This is a genomic window from Acidisphaera sp. L21, assembly GCF_009765685.1.
In the GTDB taxonomy this organism is placed as follows: domain Bacteria; phylum Pseudomonadota; class Alphaproteobacteria; order Acetobacterales; family Acetobacteraceae; genus LMUY01.
Genome location: NZ_LMUY01000133.1, coordinates 1 through 22,549 on the forward strand (window position 1 = coordinate 1; position 22,549 = coordinate 22,549).

At 65.7% G+C, this 22,549-nt stretch carries 22 protein-coding genes and 2 pseudogenes; 20 read left to right on the forward strand and 4 right to left on the reverse strand.

The features are described from left to right. Positions 1-121: 121 nt before the first annotated feature. Positions 122-931, reverse strand: coding sequence for a diaminopimelate epimerase (gene dapF / locus GSQ76_RS24520; RefSeq protein ID WP_158746730.1), 810 nt, complete (start codon positions 929-931; stop codon positions 122-124). Positions 932-1,111: 180 nt separating this feature from the next. Here dapF and rpmI point away from each other — a divergent pair, with 180 nt between their 5' ends. The 10 genes and pseudogenes from rpmI (at position 1,112) to GSQ76_RS24565 (ending at position 9,646) form a co-directional block, all read left to right on the forward strand. Next, a complete protein-coding gene (gene rpmI / locus GSQ76_RS24525; RefSeq protein ID WP_158746731.1) occupies positions 1,112-1,315 on the forward strand; it encodes a 50S ribosomal protein L35 in 204 nt (67 codons plus the stop codon). Between the two features lie 12 nt (positions 1,316-1,327). Continuing rightward, the gene (gene rplT, locus GSQ76_RS24530; RefSeq protein ID WP_158746732.1) at positions 1,328-1,684 is read left to right on the forward strand and encodes a 50S ribosomal protein L20; all 357 of its coding nucleotides are present in this window, start codon (positions 1,328-1,330) and stop codon (positions 1,682-1,684) included. An 18-nt stretch (positions 1,685-1,702) separates the two neighbouring features. Further along, complete coding sequence (locus GSQ76_RS24535) at positions 1,703-2,116, forward strand: hypothetical protein (protein WP_158746733.1); 414 nt, start codon at positions 1,703-1,705, stop codon at positions 2,114-2,116. Between the two features lie 49 nt (positions 2,117-2,165). Then, entirely contained in the window at positions 2,166-3,239 is a 1,074-nt protein-coding gene (gene pheS, locus GSQ76_RS24540) for a phenylalanine--tRNA ligase subunit alpha (RefSeq protein ID WP_158746835.1), read from the forward strand. Continuing rightward, on the forward strand, positions 3,236-5,692 hold the full coding sequence (gene pheT / locus GSQ76_RS24545) for a phenylalanine--tRNA ligase subunit beta (RefSeq protein ID WP_158746734.1): 2,457 nt from the start codon (positions 3,236-3,238) through the stop codon (positions 5,690-5,692). The genes pheS and pheT overlap by 4 nt, the downstream gene beginning before the upstream one ends. 74 nt (positions 5,693-5,766) lie before the next feature. After that, positions 5,767-6,702, forward strand: a complete 936-nt coding sequence (locus GSQ76_RS24550; RefSeq protein WP_158746735.1) for a carbohydrate ABC transporter permease — start codon at positions 5,767-5,769, stop codon at positions 6,700-6,702. Continuing rightward, positions 6,692-7,504 (forward strand): carbohydrate ABC transporter permease, encoded by an 813-nt coding sequence (locus GSQ76_RS24555; RefSeq protein ID WP_158746736.1) that lies wholly within the window; start codon positions 6,692-6,694, stop codon positions 7,502-7,504. Before GSQ76_RS24550 ends, GSQ76_RS24555 begins: the two co-directional genes overlap by 11 nt. 27 nt (positions 7,505-7,531) lie before the next feature. Next, positions 7,532-7,960: pseudogene (locus tag GSQ76_RS32895) on the forward strand (extracellular solute-binding protein); the annotation flags it as partial. A gap of 22 nt (positions 7,961-7,982) precedes the next feature. Continuing rightward, positions 7,983-8,828 carry an extracellular solute-binding protein gene (locus GSQ76_RS32145; RefSeq protein WP_254070616.1) on the forward strand — a complete coding sequence of 282 codons (846 nt, stop codon included), beginning with the start codon at positions 7,983-7,985 and terminating at the stop codon, positions 8,826-8,828. Further along, positions 8,825-9,646, forward strand: a complete 822-nt coding sequence (locus GSQ76_RS24565; protein ID WP_216851281.1) for a phosphodiesterase — start codon at positions 8,825-8,827, stop codon at positions 9,644-9,646. The genes GSQ76_RS32145 and GSQ76_RS24565 overlap by 4 nt, the downstream gene beginning before the upstream one ends. Before the next feature lie 2 nt (positions 9,647-9,648). On the opposite strand, the gene ggt is transcribed toward GSQ76_RS24565, so the two are convergent. Beyond that, on the reverse strand, positions 9,649-11,400 hold the full coding sequence (ggt, locus tag GSQ76_RS24570; RefSeq protein ID WP_158746737.1) for a gamma-glutamyltransferase: 1,752 nt from the start codon (positions 11,398-11,400) through the stop codon (positions 9,649-9,651). 123 nt (positions 11,401-11,523) lie between these two features. Between ggt and GSQ76_RS24575 the strand changes: the two genes are divergently transcribed. Together GSQ76_RS24575 and GSQ76_RS24580 are read left to right on the forward strand one after the other, a co-directional pair. Then, a complete protein-coding gene (locus tag GSQ76_RS24575) occupies positions 11,524-11,823 on the forward strand; it encodes a hypothetical protein (protein WP_158746738.1) in 300 nt (99 codons plus the stop codon). Then, positions 11,813-13,300, forward strand: a complete 1,488-nt coding sequence (locus tag GSQ76_RS24580) for a methyl-accepting chemotaxis protein (protein ID WP_158746739.1) — start codon at positions 11,813-11,815, stop codon at positions 13,298-13,300. Before GSQ76_RS24575 ends, GSQ76_RS24580 begins: the two co-directional genes overlap by 11 nt. Before the next feature lie 6 nt (positions 13,301-13,306). On the opposite strand, the gene GSQ76_RS24585 is transcribed toward GSQ76_RS24580, so the two are convergent. Beyond that, on the reverse strand, positions 13,307-14,449 hold the full coding sequence (locus tag GSQ76_RS24585) for a phosphotransferase (RefSeq protein WP_158746740.1): 1,143 nt from the start codon (positions 14,447-14,449) through the stop codon (positions 13,307-13,309). A gap of 18 nt (positions 14,450-14,467) precedes the next feature. On the opposite strand from GSQ76_RS24585, the gene GSQ76_RS24590 reads away from it, so the two are divergent. Next, positions 14,468-15,655, forward strand: coding sequence for a GAF domain-containing sensor histidine kinase (locus GSQ76_RS24590; protein ID WP_158746741.1), 1,188 nt, complete (start codon positions 14,468-14,470; stop codon positions 15,653-15,655). A 10-nt stretch (positions 15,656-15,665) separates the two neighbouring features. Here the strand turns inward: GSQ76_RS24590 and GSQ76_RS24595 are convergent, their stop codons facing one another. Further along, on the reverse strand, positions 15,666-16,451 hold the full coding sequence (locus tag GSQ76_RS24595; protein ID WP_158746742.1) for a class II glutamine amidotransferase: 786 nt from the start codon (positions 16,449-16,451) through the stop codon (positions 15,666-15,668). A gap of 132 nt (positions 16,452-16,583) precedes the next feature. Between GSQ76_RS24595 and fabD the strand changes: the two genes are divergently transcribed. The 7 genes and pseudogenes from fabD to GSQ76_RS24630 all read left to right on the forward strand — a co-directional run bounded on the left by fabD (position 16,584) and on the right by GSQ76_RS24630 (position 22,509). Next, a complete protein-coding gene (fabD, locus tag GSQ76_RS24600; protein ID WP_158746743.1) occupies positions 16,584-17,528 on the forward strand; it encodes an ACP S-malonyltransferase in 945 nt (314 codons plus the stop codon). 66 nt (positions 17,529-17,594) lie between these two features. Next, positions 17,595-17,990, forward strand: a complete 396-nt coding sequence (locus GSQ76_RS24605; RefSeq protein WP_158746744.1) for a hypothetical protein — start codon at positions 17,595-17,597, stop codon at positions 17,988-17,990. A 135-nt stretch (positions 17,991-18,125) separates the two neighbouring features. Then, entirely contained in the window at positions 18,126-18,602 is a 477-nt protein-coding gene (gene rpsF / locus GSQ76_RS24610; RefSeq protein ID WP_158746745.1) for a 30S ribosomal protein S6, read from the forward strand. Positions 18,603-18,617: 15 nt separating this feature from the next. Beyond that, positions 18,618-18,905: a 30S ribosomal protein S18 gene (rpsR, locus tag GSQ76_RS24615; protein WP_158746838.1), complete on the forward strand. Its 288-nt coding sequence runs from the start codon at positions 18,618-18,620 to the stop codon at positions 18,903-18,905. 12 nt (positions 18,906-18,917) lie between these two features. Beyond that, positions 18,918-19,499 carry a 50S ribosomal protein L9 gene (rplI, locus tag GSQ76_RS24620; protein WP_158746746.1) on the forward strand — a complete coding sequence of 194 codons (582 nt, stop codon included), beginning with the start codon at positions 18,918-18,920 and terminating at the stop codon, positions 19,497-19,499. A 159-nt stretch (positions 19,500-19,658) separates the two neighbouring features. Then, positions 19,659-20,920: pseudogene (locus tag GSQ76_RS24625) on the forward strand (class I SAM-dependent methyltransferase). Between the two features lie 95 nt (positions 20,921-21,015). Continuing rightward, positions 21,016-22,509: a replicative DNA helicase gene (locus GSQ76_RS24630; RefSeq protein ID WP_158746747.1), complete on the forward strand. Its 1,494-nt coding sequence runs from the start codon at positions 21,016-21,018 to the stop codon at positions 22,507-22,509. Positions 22,510-22,549 lie beyond the last annotated feature (40 nt).

Sequence of the window (22,549 nt, forward strand, 5' to 3'; positions counted from 1 at the left end):
GGGGGCGCGGCGGGCGGCGGTGCTGGGCTGGACTGCGCAGCGGCAGGACTCGCCAGCAGGGCCAGCAAGGCGAGGGTTCGGCAAGAGGCCATAGATCTAAATCTCTCCGTGATAACGATGGTCACGCCGGGATGGTGTCCAGCTCGAACTGGCCCTGGAATGTTGTGGCGACCGGTCCCGTCATCTCCACGTGGTCATCGTCGCGCCAGGCGATGTCCAGCACGCCACCATCGACGACGATCTCGGCATGCCGCCCTACCAGGCCACGCCGGCTGGCGTTGACCAGGGCGGCGCAGGCGCCAGATCCGCAGGCCAGCGTCAATCCCGCGCCCCGTTCCCATACCCGCAGCCGCAGCCGGCCCGGTGCCAATACCTGAACGAACCCGACATTGGCACGGTCGGGGAAGATCGGATCATGCTCGATCCGTGGGCCCAGGTCTGACGCAGATTCAAGCGGTTGATCGAAGAATGTGACGTGCGGATTGCCCATTGACGCTGCAGCCGGGTCACCATCGAGCGGCACGTGCAGCGTGTCCGCCGCGTGGGCCAGTGGAATGTCCTGCCAGCCAAGCCGTGGCTTGCCCATATCCACCCGGACACGCCCATCGGGCAGCATCTCAGCCGCCAAAATGCCGGCGATCGTGCGGATCGACTGCCTGGGGTGCCCAGCTTCACGGAACAGCAGGTCAGCCACGCAGCGTGTGGCATTGCCGCAAGCCCCAGCCTCACCGCCATCGGGGTTGTAGATGCGCATCGTCACGTCCGCATCCTCGGCCGGCCCCAGCACGATGAACTGGTCGCAGCCGATCCCGGTATGCCGATCGGCCAGTGCGGCCACGCGAGCCGAGGTGAGACCGAGGGGGCCAGCACGCTCGTCCACCACGACGAAATCATTGCCGGCGCCGTGCATCTTGTGGAAAGGGACGCGCATGCGGCGGCTTATAGCCCGGGCGTTTGGCGGAGGTAAGACACCGCTTTCCCGCAGGTGCTTGATTTCCAGGTAATCCGTAGGGTATACGCCCGCCCCTAGTCTGTGCGCTGGGCCTGAAATGGGCATGCCCAGCCACGACGCCTGCGTTTCTGTCTGCAGGTCATTCGTAAGGAGATGCAAATGCCCAAGTTGAAGACCAAGTCGTCGGTCAAGAAGCGGTTCAAGATTACCGCGACCGGCAAGGTGCTCGCCGGCCCCGGCAAGAAGCGCCACAACCTGATGGCGCGCAGCCAGAAGTCCAAGCGCGCCAACCGCGGCAGCCAGACCCTGACCCACGCTGACGGCCTGACCGTTAAGCAGTGGTGCCCATACGGCCTCGTTTAAGGAGAATCAGGAATGGCACGCGTCAAACGGGGTGTAACCACCCACGCTCGTCACAAGAAGGTTCTGGAACAGAGCAAGGGCTTCGTCGGCCGCTCGTCCACGAACTACCGCATCGCGCTGGAGCGGCTGGAAAAGTCGCTGCAATACGCCTACCGCGACCGCCGCGTTAAGAAGCGCGAGTTCCGCGGGCTATGGATCCAGCGCATCAACGCTGCCGTGCGCGAGCATGGGCTCACCTACAGCCGATTTATCGATGGCCTGAACAAGGCTGGGATCGAGATGGATCGCAAGGTGCTGTCCGCACTCGCCTTCGACGACCCGGCCGCGTTTGCTGCCGTGGTGCAGAAGGTCCAGGCCGCGCTGGCCTAACGAATGGTGGGCCGGCCCTTGACCCGTCGCGGCTTCGCCGCGCTGGCGGTGCTCGGGCTGGCCGCCTCGCCTGCCCTCGGGCAGAGCAGAGTTCCGGAAGTGGGGCCGCCCTTGGGGGTCGTCACCCTTCGGATCTCGTCCGCCAACGATGCGGGCTTTCTTCACGATCTGGCGGACTACACCAATCACTACGGCTTTGTCGTCGCCGGGACGCCCGGCGGCCCGGTCGTGGATGGCCGTCCCGCGTTCCTCGCCTGGTTCCGGCGCGACGATGGCGTGGTGATGCTGGTCACCGACATTTCCGCGGCGGAGAAGATGCAGACCTTCTTCTACGGCCGAAAGGACGGAACCGGCGGCGAGATCGCGGCCGACCTGATGAAGAACTATGTCGGCAAGATGAGTGCTTATCCGGCGTTCGGCGCGGGCAACTAATGCATCGGCGGCCCCTGGATTCGATCAACACCCAAATCAGTGGCATGCAATCATGACCGACCTCGAGACGCTCCAAGCAGAGACCGAGGCAGCGATCGCTGCCTCCACCACCCCGCGTGAGTTGGACGCGGTGCGCGTCGGCATCATGGGCAAATCCGGCCGATTGACCGCTATGCTGAAGGAACTGGGCCGCGCTACCCCCGACGAACGGCGGGAACGCGGCGCTGCTCTGAACCGGGTGCGTGACGTCATCACCGGGGCGCTGGATCTGCGCCGGGTCGGGCTGGAAACGGCGGCGCTGGACTCCCGGCTGGCGGCCGAGCGGATTGACGTCACCCTGCCCCCACCGCCCGAGCAGTCCGGGCTGATCCATCCGATCAGCCGCACCATGGAGGAAATGGCCGCGATCTTCGGCGCCATGGGCTTCAGCGTCGGCGAAGGGCCCGATGTGGAAACCACCTGGCACAATTTCTCCGCCCTCAACATCCCCGCCCACCACCCGGCGCGCGCCGAAATGGACACCTTCTATCTACCCGGCACCCGCAACGGCCACCCGTTGGTGCTGCGGACGCACACCTCCAACGTGCAGATCATCTCCATGCTGCAGGGGGAGCCGCCGCTGCGGGTGATCGCGCCGGGTCGCACCTATCGCGCCGACCATGATGCTACCCACTCCCCCATGTTCCACCAATGCGAGGGCATCGCGATCGACCGCGGCCTCACGCTCGGCCACCTCAAGGGCTGCCTCATCGACTTCCTGCGCGCCTTCTTCGGCATCTCCAACCTGCCGGTCCGCTTCCGCGCCTCCTACTTCCCCTTCACCGAGCCCTCGATGGAGGTCGATATTGGATGGAACCGCAAGACCGGCGAACTCGGCGGTGGCGGCGACTGGCTGGAGATCCTCGGCAGCGGCATGGTGCATCCCCGCGTGCTGGCCAATTGCGGCGTCGACCCGCGGGAGTGGCAGGGCTTCGCCTTCGGCATGGGGGTTGAGCGGGTGGCGATGCTGAAATACGGCATGTCCGACCTACGCCCGTTCTACGAAAGCGACGCCCGCTGGCTCCGCCATTACGGCTTCAACCCCCTTGCCCCCGTGGCCCTGCACGAGGGAGTGGCCCCATGAAGTTCACCCTCTCGTGGCTGAAGACGCATCTGGATACGGACGCGCCGCTGGACACGATCACCGACGCGCTGACCCGCATCGGCCTGGAACTGGAGGGCGTGGAGGATGCCGGCGCCCCGCTAGCGCCGTTCCGCATCGCGCATGTTGTCGAAGCGGTGCAGCACCCCAATGCCGACCGCCTGCGCGTCTGCACCGTGGACACGGGCGATGGCGCCCCCGTCACGGTGGTGTGCGGCGCGCCCAATGCCCGCACCGGCATGAAGGCGGTATTCGCCCCACCGGGCAGCTACATCCCCGGCCTGGATACCACGCTGAAAATCGGCGAGATCCGCGGCATCCAGTCCGCCGGCATGCTGCTGTCCTATCGCGAAATGGCCCTGGGCGAGGACCACACCGGTATCGTCGACCTGCCCGAAGACGCCCCGATCGGCATCCCCTACCCCGCCTACGCCGGCCTCGATGACCCGGTGATCGACATCTCCATCACCCCCAACCGCGGGGACGCGCTCGCCGTGCGCGGCGTCGCGCGGGACCTTGCGGCCGCCGGCATCGGCACCCTGCGACCCTGGGCGCGCCCGGCGATCGAGGGCAAATTCCCCTCCCCCATCACCTGGCGAATCGACAGCCCCGCCTGCCCCTGGGTGCTGGGCCGAACCGTGCGCGGCGTGCGCAATGGGCCGAGTCCGGAATGGCTGCAGCGCCGCCTGCGTGCCATCGGGCTGCGGCCGATTAGCGCCCTGGTGGACATCACTAACTTCTTCACCATCGATCTGGGCCGCCCGTTGCACGTGTTCGACGCGAACAAGGTGCGAGGTGGCGTGCTAGCCTTCCGATCCGGCGCTGGCGAGACGTTCCGCGCCCTGAACGGCCGCGACTACACCACCACGGCGGACGATTGCGTGATCGCCGACGCGGCCGGCGTGCAGTCCCTCGCCGGCGTGATGGGCGGCGAGGCAACCGGCAGCCAGTTGGACACCACCGACGTGTTCATCGAATGCGCCCTCTTCGACCCCGTTGCCGTGGCACTGACCGGTCGCCGCCACGACATCATCTCCGACGCCCGCAGCCGGTTCGAGCGTGGGATCGATGTCTCTCTCCTCCCCGCCGCACTCGATGCGGCAACCGCCATGGTCATCGAACTCTGCGGTGGCGAGGCAAGCGAAGTCGCCGAGGCCGGTGCCGAACCCGCCTGGCAACGCCACGCCACCCTTCGCTTCGAGCGCCTGGAAACCCTGGGCGGCTTGGCCGTCCCAGCGGCTGAGGCCGTGGCAGCGCTGGAGGCGCTGGGCTTCACCGTCCAGTCGCGCGATGCGAACCAGGTGACGGTCGCCGTGCCACCGTGGCGCAACGACGTAGCGTCCGCCGGGTCGCTGGACCAGGCGCCCGCCCTGCTCCCCGAACTCGCCCTATCCGCCGCCGCTGGCCGTGCCGAAGCCGAGCCGGAGGCTGACCTGGTCGAAGAAGTCCTGCGCCTGCGCGGGCTAGATGCGGTTCCCGCCGTGTCGATGCCCGCAATGGCGCCGGTGCCCCTGGCCACCTACACCCCGCGTCAGGTCCGCGCCGCCACCGCCCGCCGCACTCTCGCCAGCCGCGGCATGCTCGAATGCGTCACCTTCTCCTTCGTCGCCCGCGACCGTGCCGCCCTGTTCGGCGACGCCCCGGCGGCGTTGCGCCTGGTCAACCCCATCGCCGCCGATCTGGACCAGATGCGGCCGACTCCCCTAGCCACCATCACCCCCGCCGCCGCCCGCAACGTCGCCCGCGGCCTGCCCGTCGGCGCGCTGTTCGAAGTCGGGCCCGCCTTTAGCGCCGAGTCGCAGGAGGTGCTGGCCGCCGGGTTACGCCATGGCCCGGCGCCGCGCAGTTGGGATGGCGCGGCCCAGGCCGCAAGCGCCATGGGGACCAAGGCCGACGTATTTGCCGTACTTGCCGCTTTGGGCGTACCCATGGACAGCCTCAGCGTCACTGCCGAGGCGCCCGCGCACTACCACCCCGGCCGATCCGGCACGGTTCGGCAAGGCCCGAAGCTAGCGCTGGCCTATTTCGGCGAGTTGCACCCGCGCGTGCTCGCCGGGCTGGATCTTCCAGGCCCGGCCGCGGCGTTCGAGGTGCGGCTTGACGCAATCCCCGAACCGAAGCGGCGCCGCAAGGCCCTACCCGACCTACCCACTTTCCAACCGCTGCGGCGCGACTTCGCCTTCGTCGTCGACGCGGCCACCCCGGCGGAAACCCTGCTGCGCGCCGCCAAAGGGGCCGAGCGCACCCTGATCACCGGCGTATCGTTGTTCGACGTTTACGAGGGCGAAGGTGTGCCCGCCGGCCAAAAATCGCTGGCGATCGAGGTGGTGATTCAACCCCGTGACGCCACGATGACAGACGCCGCGATCGAGGCCGTGTGCGCCAAGATCGTCGCCGCCGTCACCAAGGCGAGCGGGGCCGTCCTGCGAGGGTAAACCGCCGCCGCCGTCATCGAACCGTCATCGTTGGGCGCGCATAACTGTAACGCAGTGCCGCCAAACAGCGCGCCATGCCGGATGCGCTCGTCGATCTTGCCACTGTTCTGCCGACCGTGCCACAGCCCCAACGCCATGTCGGCGCTCGCTCCCAGGCGGGCACGGCGTGGCTGTTGCTGCTGCCGTCGGTGCTGTTGCTGATCGCCTTCACGTATTGGCCGATCGCGCAGGTGACGTGGCGCTCGCTCGACCAGGCACGGCTTGGCCAGGCATCGACGTTCGGCCTCGGCAATTACGCGCGGATGTTCGCCGACCCACATTTCGCCCAGGCGGCGTGGAACAACCTGCTCTACGCCGTCTTCACCGTCGTGCCCTCGATCGTGCTGGCGCTGCTGTTCGCGCTAGCCTTGCGGGAGAACACGCGGCTGGACGCAATCCTGCGCACGTTGGTGGTGTTGCCGCTGCTGATCCCATTGGTGGCCGCCGGCGCGCTGTTCACCTTCATCTTGCTACCCGGCGAAGGGCTGCTGGATTTCTACCTGGCGAAGTTGGGCGTCGGCGCGACCAATTGGCTGGGTAATCCCTCACTCGCGCTGGGCGCCGTCATCGCGATCACGGTGTGGAAGAACACCGGCTACTACATGCTGTTCTTCCTCGCCGGGCTGGCGGCGGTGCCGACCGAGTTGCTGGACGCCGCACGCGTGGATGGCGCGGGCGCCTGGAACCGGCTGCGCCACGTCACCCTGCCGCTCTTAGGCCCGACCTTCGGCTTCGTCATCCCGATTGCATTGCTGAACGCGCTGACCCAGGTGGATCACGTGGTGACGATGACGCGGGGCGGTCCTTCGGACTCCACCAATCTGCTGCTGTATTACATCTACCAGCAGGCCGAGCAGAATTTCGACCCGGGCGTCGCCTCCGCCGCCACGGTGGTCAGCGTCGCATCCCTGCTGGCCCTGGCGCTGCTGGCACTGCGCACGTCCGATCGGAACGCGCACCATGCCAGCTAGCCGCATCCCAACGCTGATCGCGTTGCCCGCCGCGGTGCTGTGGGCTGTTCCGTTCCTCTGGATGCTGGTGGCAAGCCTGCGACCAGGCTACGCGCCCGACATCGCCTCCCTACTGCCGCACGGGCCATTCGGCGCCGACAACATCGTCGAGGCTTGGCAGGACGGCAGTTTTCCCATCTGGTACCTCAACACCATCCTGCTGTGTGGTGGCATTCTGGTGGTGCAGTTCGTCACCATTTCCATGGCCGGTTACGCCTTCGCCCGCCTGCACTTCCGTGGCGAGCGGTTGGTGTTCGCGGCGTTCCTGCTGCAATTGCTGCTGGTGCCGACGCTGCTGATCGTGCCGAACCTCACCACGCTCTCCGCGCTCGGACTATACGACACATTGACGGGCGTCGCCGCGCCCTACCTCGCCTCCGCCTTCGGCGTATTCCTGATGCGCCAGACGTTCCGCGCCATCCCCCGCGATTACGAAGAGGCCGCGATGCTGGATGGCGCCTCGCGTCGCCAGGTCATCACCAGCATCCTCCTTCCCATGGCGCGGCCGGGGCTGCTGGCCTTCGCCATCGTCTCCGTCACCTCGCATTGGAACGAGTTTCTCTGGCCGCTGATGGTGATCTCCTCCCCCAGCCATCAGGTGCTGACGGTGGGGCTCGCCTCCTTCGCCTCGGGGTCGGAAGCCGGCGGTACCTGGGGCGTCCTCGCCGCTGGCACGCTGCTCGTCGCCGGTCCGTTGTTGCTGGGCTTCGTCGCCTTCCAACGGCAATTCACCCAGTCTTTCGTGTTCACTGGTATCAAGTAGGAACATCCTATGCGCCGTCTCATGCAGATGCTTCTCGCCGGCACCGCCCTCTGCGGCGCCACCGCCGCGCATGCCGCCACCGAAATCGATTTCTTCTTTCCAGTCCCGGTGCAGGGCCGGCTATCGAACGAGATCCAGCGTCTGGTGACCGATTTCAACAACCGGCATCCGGATATCCACGTCACCCCCACCTACACCGGCAGTTATGACGACACGAACCTGAAGACCCACGCCGCCATCCAGGCCGGTCACTCCCCCGCAGTGGCGCTAATGAGCGCCAATTTCATCCGCGAATACGCCATCACTGGCGACGCGGTGCCGCTGGACAAGCTCATCGCCGCCGACGGCCAGACCGACGATCAATACATGGACAAGTTCTTCCCACCCCTGCGCACCAACGCGATGGAGGGTGGACACGTCTACGGCGTGCCCTACCAGAACTCGACCCCCGTGATGTACATCAACGAGACTGCCTTCCGTGAAGTCGGCCTGGACCCGGACCACCCCCCCCGCCACCTGGGCCGAGTGGGCCGACGCCGCCAAGAAACTCACCAAACGCGACGGCAACACCATCACCCGCTACGGCCTGATGATGGTCACCACCTACGACACACTGGGCTGGCTGATGTCGGGCTTCACCATGTCCAACGGCGGCCAATATTACGACCAGGCTTGGGGCGGCGAGGTCTACTACAACCAGCCCTCCACCCTCGGCGCCGTGCAATTCCTCGACAATTTGGTCCACCGCGACAAGGTGATGCCCGAGGGCGTCACCGACCCGAACGCCGTCGCCTCCGCCTTCTTCTCCGGCCGCGCCGCGATGATCGTGAACTCCACCGGCGCGCTCAGCTTCGTGCGGGACAATATGAAGCAGCCGTATCGCGTCGCCTTCATCCCCCGCGCCATGCGCAACGCCGTGGCCATCGGTGGCGGCAGCCTCATCATCCCCAAGGGCAATACGCCCGAGCGGGAGAAGGCCGCCTGGACCTTCATCAACGACATGACCAGCCCGGCGGTCTCTGGCGGATGGAGCCGGTTCACCGGCTATTTCGCCCCCAACCGCCACGCCTACGAGCTGCCGGAGATGACGTCCTACCTGGCCGAACATCCGGATGCCAAGGTGGCGCTGGACCAGTTGCAATACGCCCAGCCCTGGTTTGCCACCTACGCCACCGTGGCCGTGCGCAAGGCCATGGAGGACCAGGTCCAAGCCGTGCTATCCGGCCGTATCAAGCCCGCCGAGGCCGTCGCCAACGCGCAGCACGCTGCCGATGAATTGCTGCGCCCCTATGCGGAGCGCACCGCCCTGGAGGTGACCAAGTGAGCACGACGACGATCGTCCAGATTACCGATTTGCACATCCGCCCGGAGGGTGTGCCCGCTTACCGCGTCTGCGAAACCAATGCGCTAGCGGAGCGTGCCCTGCGCGTCGTCGCCCGGCTGAAGCCCGACGCCGTCATCATCACCGGCGATCTGACGGATTGCGGCCTGGCGACGGAGTACCAATTGCTGGCGGGTATGCTGCAACGGCACTTGCACATGCCGGTTCACATGATCCCCGGCAATCACGACCGCCGGTCCGAGATGCAGGCTCACCTGCCCGGCGTGCCAATGAGCGAAGGCTTTTTCCAATACACCGCCGAGATCGGCCCGGTCCGGATCGTCATGCTGGACACGGTCGTCCCCGGCCATGGCCACGGCAGCGTCGACGGCGGCCGCCTGGAATGGTTGGACCGCACCCTGGGGGAGCAGCCGAGCCAGCCCACCATGGTCGCCATGCACCACCCGTCCTTCGTGTGCGGCATTGCCCATATGGACCGGATCAAGCTGCAGGAGAGCGAGGCCTTCGCCGCCGTCATCGCCCGGCATCCCCAGGTCACACGGATCGTCAGCGGCCACCATCACCGCCCGATCGTCAGCCAGGTGGCGCACGCCATCGCCTCGATATCCCCCTCCGTCGTGAACGCGGTGGAGTTCGATCTGGACCCGGCCGCGCCGTCCGCCTTCGTGCTGGAGCCGCCGGCGTTCCAGGTCCACACCTGGACGCAGGCCGGCGGCTTCGTGTCGCACAACGTGTTGGTCGAAAGCTTCCCCGGCCCCTACCCGTTCACCCTGGACAAGGACTATCCAGGCCACTCCTAAGTCTAATACCCGGCGGCCGACCCAGCCGGCCGCCGGTCGTCGTTGGCGCCATACAGCAGGCCGGGGCGCACCCGGCCGGACATGGCCGCATCGTTGGCTGGGGCCGCCAACGAGCCCCCGGCCGTTTGGGAGGGCCCCACCTCGATCAGTTCGGCCGCGCCCCAGGGCACTTGTTCCGTAATGGTGTACCCCATGCCGCGCAGCAGGGCCTGCGTGTCTGGGGACAACGCATATGGCTCGGCATACAGCACGTCCGGCAGCCATTGGTGATGGATGCGCGGGGCGTCCACGGCCTCCTGCGGGCTCATGCCCAAATCGACCACGTTGAGGATCGTTTGCAGCGTAATGGTGATGATGCGGGAGCCGCCGGGCGAGCCCGTCACCAGCAGCGTGTGGCCATTCTGGGTGACGATGCTGGGCGCCATCGACGACAGTGGGCGCTTGCCCGGCGCGATCGCATTCGCCTCCCCCTGCACCAGGCCATACAGATTCGGCACGCCCGCCTTGACGGTGAAATCATCCATTTCGTCGTTCAGCAGGAAACCGGTATCACCGGCAATCACCACCGCGCCGAACGACCCATTGATCGTGTAGGTGACCGAGACCGCATTGCCATCCTTGTCGACCACGGAATACTGCGTCGTTTCCGGTTTTTCGTGCGGGGCCGTGCCGGGCTGTAAATCCGCCGAGGGCGTGGCGCGGTCAGTGATGCGCGCGCGGATGTCAGCGGCATAGGCCTTGGACAGCAAGCGATCCAGCGGGTTGTGCACGAACGCCGGGTCACCCAGGAAGGTGTTGCGGTCGAGATAGGCGTGGCGCATCGCCTCCGTCATCAGATGCACGGATTGCGCGCTGTGGAAGCCGAGCGACGTCATGTCGTAGCCTTCCAGAACGTTCAGGATCTCGCACATCGTGACGCCGCCGGACGATGGCGGCGGCGCGGAGACGACCACGACGTTGCGATAGCTGCAGCGCAACGGGTCGGTGTCCTCCACGCGGTAGGCGGCGAAATCAGCTTCCGTCAAGATGCCGCCATCCTCGCGCGCCGCCGCCGCGACTGCCTGCGGAATGTGCCCGTGGTAGAAGGCATCCGCGCCGCCGGCTGAAATCGCGGCCAATGTGTTGGCCAGGTCGGTCTGCACGAGGCGGTCGCCAGGTTGGAACGGGCTGCCGTCGGAGCGTAGGAAAATCTTTGCGATATTCGGTTGGCGTCGAAAACGGGCGATCTTGCTGTCCAAGATATCGGTATCGCCGCGGGCCAACACGAAGCCGTCGCGCGCTAACTGGATGGCCGGCGCCATCACCACGGCCCGGGGCAAGGTGCCATAGCGACGCAGTGCCGCCTCCAACCCCGCGACCGTGCCGGGCACGCCGGCAGAGCGGGTGCCGTATAGCGTGGCCTCGGGGACTGGATTGCCGGCGGGGTCCAGATACATGCCGACCGTGGCCGCGGCTGGGGCGGTTTCGCGGAAGTTCAAAAACCGGTCGCGCCCGTCGGCCAGATGCAGCGTCATGAACCCGCCGCCGCCAATATTGCCGCAGCACGGGTTCACCACTGCCAGCGCGTAGCCAACCGCCACTGCCGCATCCACCGCATTGCCACCCTGGCGTAACATCGCCAACCCGGCCTCCGACGCCGAATGTTGCGCGCTGACGACCATGCCGTTGCGCGCCTCCGTTGCATCAGGTGACGCCGCAAGCGCCGGAACGCCGACGATGAGGAGGGCTGCAAGGATCAAGCCTGATGGCGACATTGGCGACGCTCCGAGGGTGTCGAACCCTACCCTTCAAGCCCCGCGCCGAGCGAGGCGAGAAAGTCCTAACAAAATTTTTACGGTTCTCGATCAAAAATCGTCCAGTTTCTGACTAGGTGACCGATGCTGTCCATCCTTCGACGCTTGCCACCCTACGCGCCGGCGCTGATGTTACTGGTCGCGCTCACCATGGCCACGCTCGCGAGGGCCCGCGTATCCGCGCCCGGCGGTGAAGTGGCACTGGTGTTCCCACCCTGGTGGTCGCAGGCGCAAGTGATGAGCGAGGCCGCGGCCGAGGGCCAGGTTATCCGGCTGGGGCCTTGGCGCAGCGTGGTCGTCATCAGGCCGACCACGGACGGGCAGCCCGGTGGGGCCTGGCTGCGACTAAACCCGATCATGGCAGGATGTGGCGATGTTGCTTGATCCAGGAACGAGCGTGCAGCCCGAGGCAGTAGAGCTTCAAACCATACGCCGCCTCGCCAATCGCGGCCTGCAAACATTGTTGTGGCTGCAAGTGCCGCTCTGCGTCTTCGTGGCCTTGTGGAGGGGCGTCGACGCGATTTCCGCCGGCCTATCGACCGCGGGCATGGCAGCCGCGGCAACGCTCACTTGGGCCGCGTTCGGGTCGGGCGTGGCGACGCGGCTGACGGTTTCTGTTGCGCTGATGGGTTCGATTGCGGTGCTGCTGGCAGAAAGCGGCGGCGAATCCTGGCAGATCGACATCCACATGTATTTCTTCGCGGGCCTTGCCCTGCTGACCGCGTACTGCGACTGGCGCGCGATCGCATTGGCCACGGTGACCGTGGCATTGCATCATTTGCTGCTGAACGAATTCGTGTCGGCCATGGTTTATCCCGGCGGCCCAAACATCCTGCGCGTTCTGCTGCATGCCGTGATCCTCATTCTTGAGGCGTCGGCGCTGATGTGGGCCACCCACACCGTCGTGCAGTTGCTGGCAAGCCGGGCGCGTCTGTCGGAACAGGTGCATCTGGCCGACCAGCGCGCCGCAACCGCCGCGTTAGAAACCGAGCGTCAAGCACTGTTGGCCCGGCATGAGGTCGCAACCAACCTCGCCAGCCGCTTTCAGGACACCGTCACGAAGGTAGTCGGCGAAATGCTGGTCGCGACGGTCGAGATGCAGAAGACTGCATCCAACCTGTCCGGTATCGCCGGCGACGCGTCCGAACAGACGGCGGCAATCGCCGCGGCGTCGCAGCAAACCGCCATCAGCGTGATCTCGGTCGCGGAAGCTGCCGGACGGCTGACGGACAGCGTGTCCGGCCTGTCGGTGGAAATGGCCACCGCGGCCGTTGCGGCACGGGATGCCAGCGCCGCCGCCGAGCAGACCCGCACCACCGTGGCCGACTTGGCCGACGCCGCCAGCAAGATCGGCGAAGTGGTGAGCATGATCCATGGCATTGCCGGCAAGACCAACCTGCTGGCCCTGAACGCTGCCATCGAGGCCGCCCGTGCCGGAGAGGCCGGACGGGGGTTCGCCGTCGTGGCTGGTGAGGTGAAGGCACTGGCCGCGCAGACCGCGCGCGCCACTGCGGATGTGCAGGGCCATGTCGCCACCATCCAGGCCCGCACCGGCCCAGCCGTCGATGCGATCGGTGCTATCGCCCGCTCGCTGGCAGACCTCGGTTCGGTCACCGACCACGTTGCCGCGTCGATCCAGGAACAGGGCCACGCCACGCGGGAGATCGCCGCCGGGGTGCAACAGGCGGCCAGCGGCAGCGACGCCATCGCCTCGAATCTGGAGCAACTGGCGCGCAGCACCTCGCAAACCGATCGCGCGGCGGCAAGCGCGCAAGAGGCAGCGTCCCGCCTGTCCGACCGGTCGGACCGGTTGAACGAGGTGGTCAACCGGTTCGTGACAACGGTGCAGGCGGCGGCGTAGGTCGGCTCAGCCTAATAGGGCAAGACAGTCGAGGTCGTCGACGGCCAGCATGTTGCGCTCCAGGTTTGGCCACCAAACCCGCGCCGGCAGATTGCTGGTGGCCTGCCAGATCGGCCGCAGCATCTGCAGCAGAACCGACCAGCGATAGTCTTCGTCCAGCATCTGCCGTGTGTAGGTGGCTACGCCTAGCCCGGCGATGACGCCATGATAGGCGTCCAGCAGCGGCGCCTCGACCCGGCGGCGGCGATCGGGAAACCACAGCATCGCCATCATGTAGGCGAGGTCGGTCGTGACCGTGCCGATCGCCCAATCCTCCCAGTCCAGCAGCCGGACCCGATCGTAGTCGCTGTTGCGTGGTAGCAGGCAATTCCACCAATGCGCGTCGCCGTGAATTAGGGTCAGGTTTTTGCCGGTATCGAGACGCGCGAGCAAACGCTGTGGCGAGTCCAGCAGCCGCGCGACCACATCACGCCGTTCGTCCGGCAGTGCCTCCCCAAACCGGTCCATGAACTGTTCGAACCGCGCGACGGACCGGTGGAGAAACTGCGCCCACATCATATTGGCCGAACGCCCCGCAAGCTGCACCAGCCGTGGGTCGTCCCACATCGCCGCATGCAGGCCGCCCCATGCCTCAATCACGCTACGGCACTGCGGCACGCTGGGAGGCAGCGGATGCTCTGTTGCGGTGACATGCGTGTCGGTTAGATCCTCCAGCACCAGGTGCCATGGACTTGCCGCAGTCGCGCTGGCAGTCGCATAGCAGTGCGGCACGAGCCGCTTGGGCAAGGTCGGCGCGATGTCGCGGTAGAACGCGATCTCATGCCTGTTCGTGGATGGTCGGCCTTCGACAGCGGGGTGGCCCATTTTGATGATGAGCGACGACGGGGCGGCTTTGGCCCGGTTGCCCTCATAGGTCAAACCGATACGGATTGTATGTGAGCGTAGCTTCTTGACCGAACTCAGCAGCGTGACATCGGCCAATTCGCTGGACGCCAACACGCCGGATCGGCGTAGCACCTCCGTCAGATACGCGGCGGTTGCCGGTGTTGGCATGGACAGCGCCATCATGTTTGCCCCCTCTCTCACGGCCCCTTCGCTGCCCGTAACTGAGGTGACGACCGGGTTCAATCGGGATAGGCTGAGGGACATGATAGCCGCCTCCCCCAGATGACCCATGATTTCCAAGCGGACATCGACGCGGTGAACAGCATTGATGCCGTGCCGACCATTCTGAACGTTGTCTGTGCCACCACTGGGATGGGGTTCGCCGCCGTGGCTCGGGTGACGGAGGGGCGTTGGATCGCCTGCAATGTTCGCGACGATGTTCAATTCGGTCTGGCGCCTGGCGGTGAGTTGAAGCTGGAGACGACGATCTGCCACGAGATCCGGCAACATCGGCAGCCCGTGATCATCGACAACGTCGCCGAGGACGCGGAGTATAGGAACCACCACACGCCGGCCATCTACGGCCTGCAGAGCTACATATCGATGCCGATCATCCTGCAGGACGGCACGTTCTTCGGCACGCTCTGCGCCATCGATACCAAGCCTCGCTTGCTGAAGACGCCAACGGTCCTTGGCATGTTCAAGCTGTTTGCCGAGTTGATCGCGTTCCATCTCGACGCCCATGCGCGGATCGCGCTCAGCGAGTCACGGCTGGCGACCGAGGTCGAGACGTCGAACCTGCGCGAGCAATTCATCGCCGTGCTGGGCCATGACCTGCGCAACCCGCTCGCCTCGATCGGGAGCGGCGCCTCGATCCTGCTTCGGGAGCCGCAGACCGAGAAATCAACCCGCGTTGTCCAGCTGATGCAGAACAGTATCAAGCGAATGGCGGGGTTGATCGACAATGTCATGGATTTCGCGCGGGGTCGGCTGGGCGGCGGCATTACGCTGGCCGTCGATGCAGATGCCAGCCTGGGGCCGGCCCTGGAGCATGTCGTATCCGAGTTGCGGGCCAGTTGGCCGGATCGGCAGATCGAGGCAGCGTTCGACCTCCAAACGGCGGTAAGCTGCGATCCTGCCCGCATCGCCCAATTGTTTTCGAACCTGCTCGCCAATGCCCTCGCCCATGGTGTGCCGGAGTTGCCGATCACCGTGGCGGCCAGCGCCGGCAGCGGCGTATTCCGCCTGTCGGTCGCAAACCGTGGCGCGCCGGTTCCGGCGGAAACGCTGAAGCGTTTGTTTCAGCCATTCTTCCGGGGCGACGTCCGGCTGAACCAGCAGGGGTTGGGGCTGGGTTTGTTCATCGTATCGGAAATCGCCCGGGCGCATGGCGGCACGATCGACGTCACCTCCACGGCCGAGCGAACGCAGTTCACGTTCCAGATGCCATTGCAGGCCAGCGTAGGCTAGGCCGCATGCCCTATGCGGCGAGCGCCAGTTCCGCCAGTGGTTGGAGCTGAACCGCGCGGGTGCGGTCCGACACCAGCACATGGCCGGCGGGCACGCTGGTCCAGCCGCCCGCCGCATCGTCGATCGGCTCCGACACGACCACCAGCCCGCGGGCATCCTGCCGCCAATACAGCGTCGCCGGGCGATTGTCCGAGGCCCAGCGAAACGCCCATAGCCGCGCCCCGTCCGTCAGCGCCGCGGTGAAGCGCAGTGGGGCGGCGATGCCGGCAGCCCCCATCTTCGTGCGGATATCCGCCAAGGTGGCGGCGATGGCGGCGACTGGGTCTGCCGCGAGGCCGCGCGCCAGAGCGGCAAGGAAAATCGCCTCCGAATCCGTGGTGCCGGTTCGGTCGTCGTAGAAATCGTCGGGGATCATCGCCTCGACCCGGCGGCGCACTTTCGCCCACTCGCCCACCTGGCCGTTATGCATGAACATCATCCCGCCCGCGCTGAACGGGTGACAGTTCGCCCGGGTGGTGGCCGTGCCGGTGGAGGCGCGGACATGCGCGAAGAACAAGCCGGACCGTACCTGCGACGCCAGGGAGCGCAAATTTTCGTCCGACCAGGCGGGCCGGACCTCCCGATACAGCCCCGGTTCGGGCCGCTCGCCATACCAGCCCATGCCGAACCCATCGCCATTCGTCTCGGTCTTGCCTTCGCTGGCGTGCAGCGACTGATGCACTAACGAGTGGCACGGTGCGCACACCAGCGACTCAATCAGGATCGGCTCACCCTGGTAGGCAAGGAAACGGCACATGCGGCTGACATCCAAACGCAATGACTGACGCGAGACTGTAGCATTTCATCGGGCCGACATCACCTGATTTGACAGGCTGCGCATCCGACGCGATACCCCGCCGCCCCAACGATATCCTGGATCGCCAGCGCCATGCCCGTGCACGCATTCATCTTCCCCGGCCAGGGCAGCCAGTCCGTCGGCATGGGCCGGGACCTGGCCGCCGCCTTCACTGCCGCCCACGAGGTCTTCGACGAGATCGACGACACGCTGAAGCAGAAGCTGTCCAAGCTGATGTTCGAAGGCCCGGCCGAAGACCTGATCCTGACCGAAAACACGCAACCCGCGCTGATGGCCGTGTCCATGGCCGTGCTGCGGGTGCTGGAGACCGAGGGCGGCTTGTCGTTGAAGCGCAGTGCGGCGCTGGTCGCCGGGCACTCGCTGGGCGAATACAGCGCCTTAACCGCCGCTGGCAGCCTGACCCTGTCCGACAGCGCCCGGCTGCTGCGGCTGCGTGGCGAGGCAATGCAGCGCGCCGTCCCCGCCGGCGAAGGCGCCATGGCCGCCCTGCTGGGCACTGATTTGGAGGCCGCCCGCGCCATCTGCGCCGAAGCGGCCGAGGGTGAGGTTGTGGAGGCCGCAAACGACAATGGCGGTGGCCAGGTGGTGATCTCCGGCCACCGCACCGCAGTCGAACGCGCGGTGGAGCTTGCCAAGACGCGCGGGATCAAACGGGCGATGCTGCTCCCCGTGTCCGCGCCGTTCCACTGCTCGTTGATGGGTCCGGCGGCGGACGTCATGGCCGAGGCACTGGACGGTGCGGCCGTGCAAGGCCCCTTGGTGCCGCTGATCGCCAATGTGTCGGCGTCCAAGGTGACCGACCCGGCGGAAATCCGCTCCCTTCTGGTCAAGCAGGTGACCGGGACCGTGCGGTGGCGCGAATGCCTGCTGGCGGCGGTCGACCTGGGCGTCGACAGCTTCATCGAATTGGGCGCCGGCAAAGTGCTGTCCGGCCTGGCCCGCCGGGTGGCACCGGACGCTCGCACGGCATCCGCCGGGTCTCCGGCCGAGATCGAGGCGCTGCTGAAGACGCTGTAGCTGCCGGAACCAGACTGGGGCTGCGGCGCTAGGGTTCGTGACTGAACCTATTTGGTGGACGCCGAGATGATCCGGATAAGCATCGTTGCCCTGTTTTGCGCCATGGCGCTAAGTGGCTGCGCCGCCTATCAGCGCGATGCGGTGGGCGATCAGGAGAACCTGCTGTCCGCCGCAGGCTTCACCGTGCTGCCCGCCACTACTCAGGACCGTCAGACGATGCTGGCGGAATTGCCGCCCAATCGCCTGTCGCAGCGGATTGAGGGCGAACACGTATCCTACCTCTACCCCGATCTAGTACTGTGCCGCTGCCTCTACGTCGGCAGCCAGGCGGCTTTCGGCCGTTACCAGCAGATTATGGTGCAGCGGCAGATCGCCGGGGCGCAATTGCAGGCAGCCCGGCTGAATACCGATTTCGCCTGGGATTGGGGTGTTTGGGGCGGATATCGCGGGTTATACTACTAACTCACTCTGCTAACCTGTCGGCGCAGCCTTGCATTCCCGGGCTGGCCGTGCTTCACACCGCGCCTCCCTGCTGGGGCGCTTTGGCGGCGCCCTGGCTATGCCCACTTCCGGGCCGATCCAGCCATAGGGCCGAACATGCCATTATACGAATGCGTGCTTATTGCACGTAACGACGTCACGCAGCAGCAGGTCGAAACCGTCGCCGATACCATCGCCACCCAACTTGAGGGCGAAGGCGGGGCGATCAAGAAGCGGGAATACTGGGGCCTGCGCTCACTCGCATACCGCATAAAAAAGAACCGCAAGGGGCATTATATGCTTCTCGGTCTCGATGCGCCGCCGGCTTCCATCAACGAGATGGAGCGCCAGCTGGGCCTCAACGAAGATATCCTGCGCTTCATGACCATCCGCGTCGAAGAGATCAACGACGAGCCGTCCGCCATCCTGTCGCGCAAGTCCGACGATCGCGAGCGTTCGTTCCGTGGACCCAAGCCGGCTGGCCGGTTCGAGAGCGGCCGCAAGCGTGGCTTCGACGATCGCGAGGAATTCCGCGCGCGTGATGATTTTGGCCGCGACGAGCGCGGTGGTTTCAACCCTGGCGGGGAGGAATAAGCCCCTATGTCCGACATGAATCCCGCTGCGTCCAACGACAGCGACGTTAATCCCGCCGCCCGCCGCTCCGCGGTTGGTGCCCGCCGGCCGTTCTATCGCCGTCGCAAGTCCTGCCCGTTCTCTGGCCCGAATGCGCCGAAGATCGACTACAAGGATGTGCGCCTGCTGTCCCGCTTTTTGTCCGAGCGCGGCAAGATCGTGCCCTCCCGCATCACAGCGGTGTCGGCAAAGAAGCAGCGTGAGCTGGCGCAGGCGATCAAGCGCGCCCGCACCCTCGCCCTGCTACCCTACATTCTGGCCTAAGGAGCAGCCATCATGGCCGCCGTTGAACTGATCCTGATGCAACGGGTCGAAAAGCTAGGGCAGATGGGCGATGTCGTCCGCGTCAAGCCCGGCTTCGCCCGCAACTACCTACTGCCGCAGAAGATGGCTACCCGCGCCAACAAGGCGAACCGCGAGGCGTTCGAGACGCAGCGTGTCCAACTCGAGGCGCAGAACCTGCGCAAGCGTGAGGAAGCCGAGCGTTTTGCCGAGCGTATCGGCCAGATGACCGTCGTGATCATCCGCCAAGCCAGCGATTCAGGCAGCCTGTATGGCTCCGTTACGGTGCGTGACGTGGCCGATGCGTGCGTGGCCGACGGCCTGACGGTCACCCGCCAGCAGGTCATTCTCGAGCACCCGATCAAGGCGCTCGGCCTGGCTAAGGTGCGCGTCGTGCTGCACCCGGAAGTCTCGATCACGGTGACGGCCAACGTGGCCCGCAGCCCCGAGGAAGCCGAGAAACAGGCACGTGGCGAGCGCATCGGCCAGGATGCCGAGGACGAGGATGCCGCGGCTGACGAAGAGATCGCCGCGCTGTTCGAGCCCGGCGCCGAGCCCGGCACGCTGCCCAGCTAGCTGCCAAAATGCCGTTTTGGTGCCCAACAAAGCGCCAGACCGGCCGATTTGGCCTGCCTGCGGAATAACAGATAGTTACCGTTAGATGACCAAAGGTTTTTGACGGCGTAATGTTGAGCGCTCATGCTTGCCCGGCTTTTGTTGGCCGAGTGAGGTGCAATGCGGTCTATTCTCGATACGATCTTGCGACGGTACGTCACCAGCGGCCGTCTCTCTGTCCGTTACCCGGACGGCAGCCTCGTCACATATTCAGGCGCCGCAGGACCCGAAGCCGGCCTAGAGATTCGTACGGCGACGGCGCTTCGGCGTCTGATTATGGACCCCGCTTTGGCAGTCGGGGAGTGCTACATGGATGGCACACTATGCCCCCTTGGCGGAACAATCTACGACGTGCTGGACGTTCTCGGCCACAACATGATCGCGTCCGGGGCCCATCCCGGCCTGCAAATCGCGGACAAGATCCGCACGGCGTTCCGTCGGTGGGGCAGTTTAACCCGGCCACACAATCACGCCGCAACGTGGCGCATCATTACGACCTCGGCGACAAATTGTATGGTTTGTTTCTGGACAAGGACTGGCAATATTCCTGCGCCTACTTCCCGACCGGCAGCGAGACGCTGGAAGAGGCGCAGATTGCCAAGAAGCGCCACATCGCGGCCAAGCTGATGATGGACCGCCCAGACTTGACGGTACTGGACATCGGCTGCGGCTGGGGTGGAATGGGGCTGACGCTGGCCCGCGACTACGGTGCCCGGGTCACCGGCGTGACGCTCAGCACCGAGCAACTGGCCCGGGCGCGCCAGCGGGCTCAAGAGGCCGGGCTGAGCGATCGGGTGAAGTTCGAACTGCTCGATTACCGCGATCCAAGCCTGATCGGGCCGTTCGACCGAATTGTGTCGGTCGGCATGTTCGAGCATGTGGGCATCAACCATTACGACACGTTCTTCCATCACGTCCGGCGGCTTCTTGCGCCCACGGGCGTGTCGTTGATCCACGCGATCGGCCGGTCGGACCGGCCTTCCACGACCAATCCCTGGATCAACCGGTACATCTTCCCGGGCGGCTATTCGCCTTCCCTGTCGGAGGTGTTCCCGGCTGTCGAACGCAGCAAGCTGATTGCGACGGATGTGGAGATCCTGCGGCTGCACTATGCCGACACGCTGCGCCACTGGCGCCGCCGGTTCGCGGCCAAGCGGGTTGAGGCCGCGGCGATGTACGACGAGCGATTTTGCCGCATGTTCGAATTCTATTTGGCAGCTAGCGAGATCGCGTTCCGCCGCATGGGCCATATGGTCTGGCAAGTGCAGCTAACCCGCGAATTGCGCACGGTTCCGCTGACCCGGGATTACATTGTGGAGGCGGAGCATGGACATGGCGCGCTGTCTCCAGTGTCTCAGAATGCGAGCGAGGACGCCGACTAGCCAAAACTATCCCCGTTACTATCCACAGCTACACCCGGTATCCACAGGCACGGGGCGTGCCGTTTGGCTGCGACTCGTCTATGCTCGCGACTCGCATGAATAGCATCGACACGCCTCTCCTCGGACTCTCCCAGCGGATTCCGCCCTCTAACATGCAGGCGGAGCAGGCGCTGTTAGGCGCACTGCTTGCGAATAACCGAGCGTATGAGCGGGTGGCCGAATTCCTGGCGCCCGAGCATTTTGCCGACCCGGTGCACGGCCGGATCTTCGCCGCCATCCATCGCCGGGTGAACAGCGGCCAGTTGGCCGACGCGATCACCCTGCGGGCGGAGTTCGAGCATAGCGGCGTGCTGGATGATGTGGGTGGCACCGCCTATCTGGGCCAATTGCTGACGGCGATGGTCGGCATCATCAACGCCGGAGAGTATGGCCGGGCGATCCACGACGCCTGGCTGCGCCGCCAGTTGATCGATGTCGGCGAGGAGGTCGTCAACAACGCCTTCGGCGCCGATCCGGAAATGGACGGCAAGACCCAGGTGGAGGCAGCCGAGCAGCGACTGTTCGACATCGCCGATAAGGGCGTTACCACGGGCGGCTTCATCGTCTTCGAACAGGCGCTCACCGCCGCCATCCAAGGCGCCGAACGCGCCTTCCACCGACCCGGCGGCGTATCCGGCCTGGCAACCGGGCTGCGCGACCTGGACAAGAAGATGGGTGGCCTGCACCCCTCCGACCTGATGGTCCTGGCCGGCCGCCCCGGCATGGGCAAGACAGCACTTGCCACCAAGATCGCATTCGGCGCCGCCCGGTCCCTCCTGGCGGAGGCGCGAGCGAACGGCAATGGCGACGCCGTGCCGAAGGGCAGCGTCGCATTCTTTTCGTTGGAAATGAGCGCGGAACAGATCGCACTTCGTCTGCTAGCGGAGGAGGCACGGGTTTCCGGCGACAAGATCCGGCGCGGCGACATCGCCCAACGTGACTTCGACCGCTTCGTGCAGGTCAGCCGCGAGATCGCTGGTTTGCCACTTCATATCGACGAAACACCCGGCATTTCGGTATCGGCACTGCGCACGCGGTGCAGGCGGCTGAAGCGGACCAGTGGGTTGAGCCTCATCATCATCGACTATCTGCAGCTGATGCGCCCCTCCGCCGGCACGCGACCAGAAAACCGGGTGTTGGAGATCAGCCAGTTCACCCAGGGTTTGAAGGCGATCGCGAAAGAGATGGCGGTCCCGGTCATCGCCCTCTCCCAGCTTTCCCGCGCGGTAGAGCAGCGGGAGGATAAGCGGCCGCAGCTCTCCGACCTGCGTGAGTCCGGCACGATCGAGCAAGATGCGGACTGCGTCATGTTCGTCTATCGCGACGAGTATTATCTGCAACAACGCGGGCCGAAGCAGACGCAGTTCGACTCGGATGACAAGTTCAACGCCGCCATGGACAAGTGGCAGCAGGATATGGAGCGGGTGCATAACCGCGCCGAATTGCTGATCGAGAAGCAGCGCCACGGCCCGACTGGCAAGATCGACCTGCTGTTCGAGGGTGAGTTCACCCGCTTCGCCGATCTGGACCTCGTCCATAGCGACATGTAGCCGGCTCCTGCTATCGTCCGGCGAAACCACGGGGTGCGCG

What these genes read in the sequence shown, in the direction of transcription:
- dapF (WP_158746730.1), bottom strand. Translation starts at nt 931, where the DNA reads ATGCGCGTCCCTTTCCACAAGATGCACGGCGCCGGCAATGATTTCGTC.
- rpmI (WP_158746731.1), top strand. Translation starts at nt 1,112, where the DNA reads ATGCCCAAGTTGAAGACCAAGTCGTCGGTCAAGAAGCGGTTCAAGATT.
- rplT (WP_158746732.1), top strand. Translation starts at nt 1,328, where the DNA reads ATGGCACGCGTCAAACGGGGTGTAACCACCCACGCTCGTCACAAGAAG.
- pheT (WP_158746734.1), top strand. Translation starts at nt 3,236, where the DNA reads ATGAAGTTCACCCTCTCGTGGCTGAAGACGCATCTGGATACGGACGCG.
- GSQ76_RS24550 (WP_158746735.1), top strand. Translation starts at nt 5,767, where the DNA reads ATGCCGGATGCGCTCGTCGATCTTGCCACTGTTCTGCCGACCGTGCCA.
- GSQ76_RS24555 (WP_158746736.1), top strand. Translation starts at nt 6,692, where the DNA reads ATGCCAGCTAGCCGCATCCCAACGCTGATCGCGTTGCCCGCCGCGGTG.
- ggt (WP_158746737.1), bottom strand. Translation starts at nt 11,400, where the DNA reads ATGTCGCCATCAGGCTTGATCCTTGCAGCCCTCCTCATCGTCGGCGTT.
- GSQ76_RS24575 (WP_158746738.1), top strand. Translation starts at nt 11,524, where the DNA reads ATGCTGTCCATCCTTCGACGCTTGCCACCCTACGCGCCGGCGCTGATG.
- GSQ76_RS24580 (WP_158746739.1), top strand. Translation starts at nt 11,813, where the DNA reads ATGTTGCTTGATCCAGGAACGAGCGTGCAGCCCGAGGCAGTAGAGCTT.
- GSQ76_RS24585 (WP_158746740.1), bottom strand. Translation starts at nt 14,449, where the DNA reads ATGTCCCTCAGCCTATCCCGATTGAACCCGGTCGTCACCTCAGTTACG.
- GSQ76_RS24590 (WP_158746741.1), top strand. Translation starts at nt 14,468, where the DNA reads ATGACCCATGATTTCCAAGCGGACATCGACGCGGTGAACAGCATTGAT.
- GSQ76_RS24595 (WP_158746742.1), bottom strand. Translation starts at nt 16,451, where the DNA reads ATGTGCCGTTTCCTTGCCTACCAGGGTGAGCCGATCCTGATTGAGTCG.
- fabD (WP_158746743.1), top strand. Translation starts at nt 16,584, where the DNA reads ATGCCCGTGCACGCATTCATCTTCCCCGGCCAGGGCAGCCAGTCCGTC.
- GSQ76_RS24605 (WP_158746744.1), top strand. Translation starts at nt 17,595, where the DNA reads ATGATCCGGATAAGCATCGTTGCCCTGTTTTGCGCCATGGCGCTAAGT.
- rpsF (WP_158746745.1), top strand. Translation starts at nt 18,126, where the DNA reads ATGCCATTATACGAATGCGTGCTTATTGCACGTAACGACGTCACGCAG.
- rpsR (WP_158746838.1), top strand. Translation starts at nt 18,618, where the DNA reads ATGAATCCCGCTGCGTCCAACGACAGCGACGTTAATCCCGCCGCCCGC.
- rplI (WP_158746746.1), top strand. Translation starts at nt 18,918, where the DNA reads ATGGCCGCCGTTGAACTGATCCTGATGCAACGGGTCGAAAAGCTAGGG.
- GSQ76_RS24630 (WP_158746747.1), top strand. Translation starts at nt 21,016, where the DNA reads ATGAATAGCATCGACACGCCTCTCCTCGGACTCTCCCAGCGGATTCCG.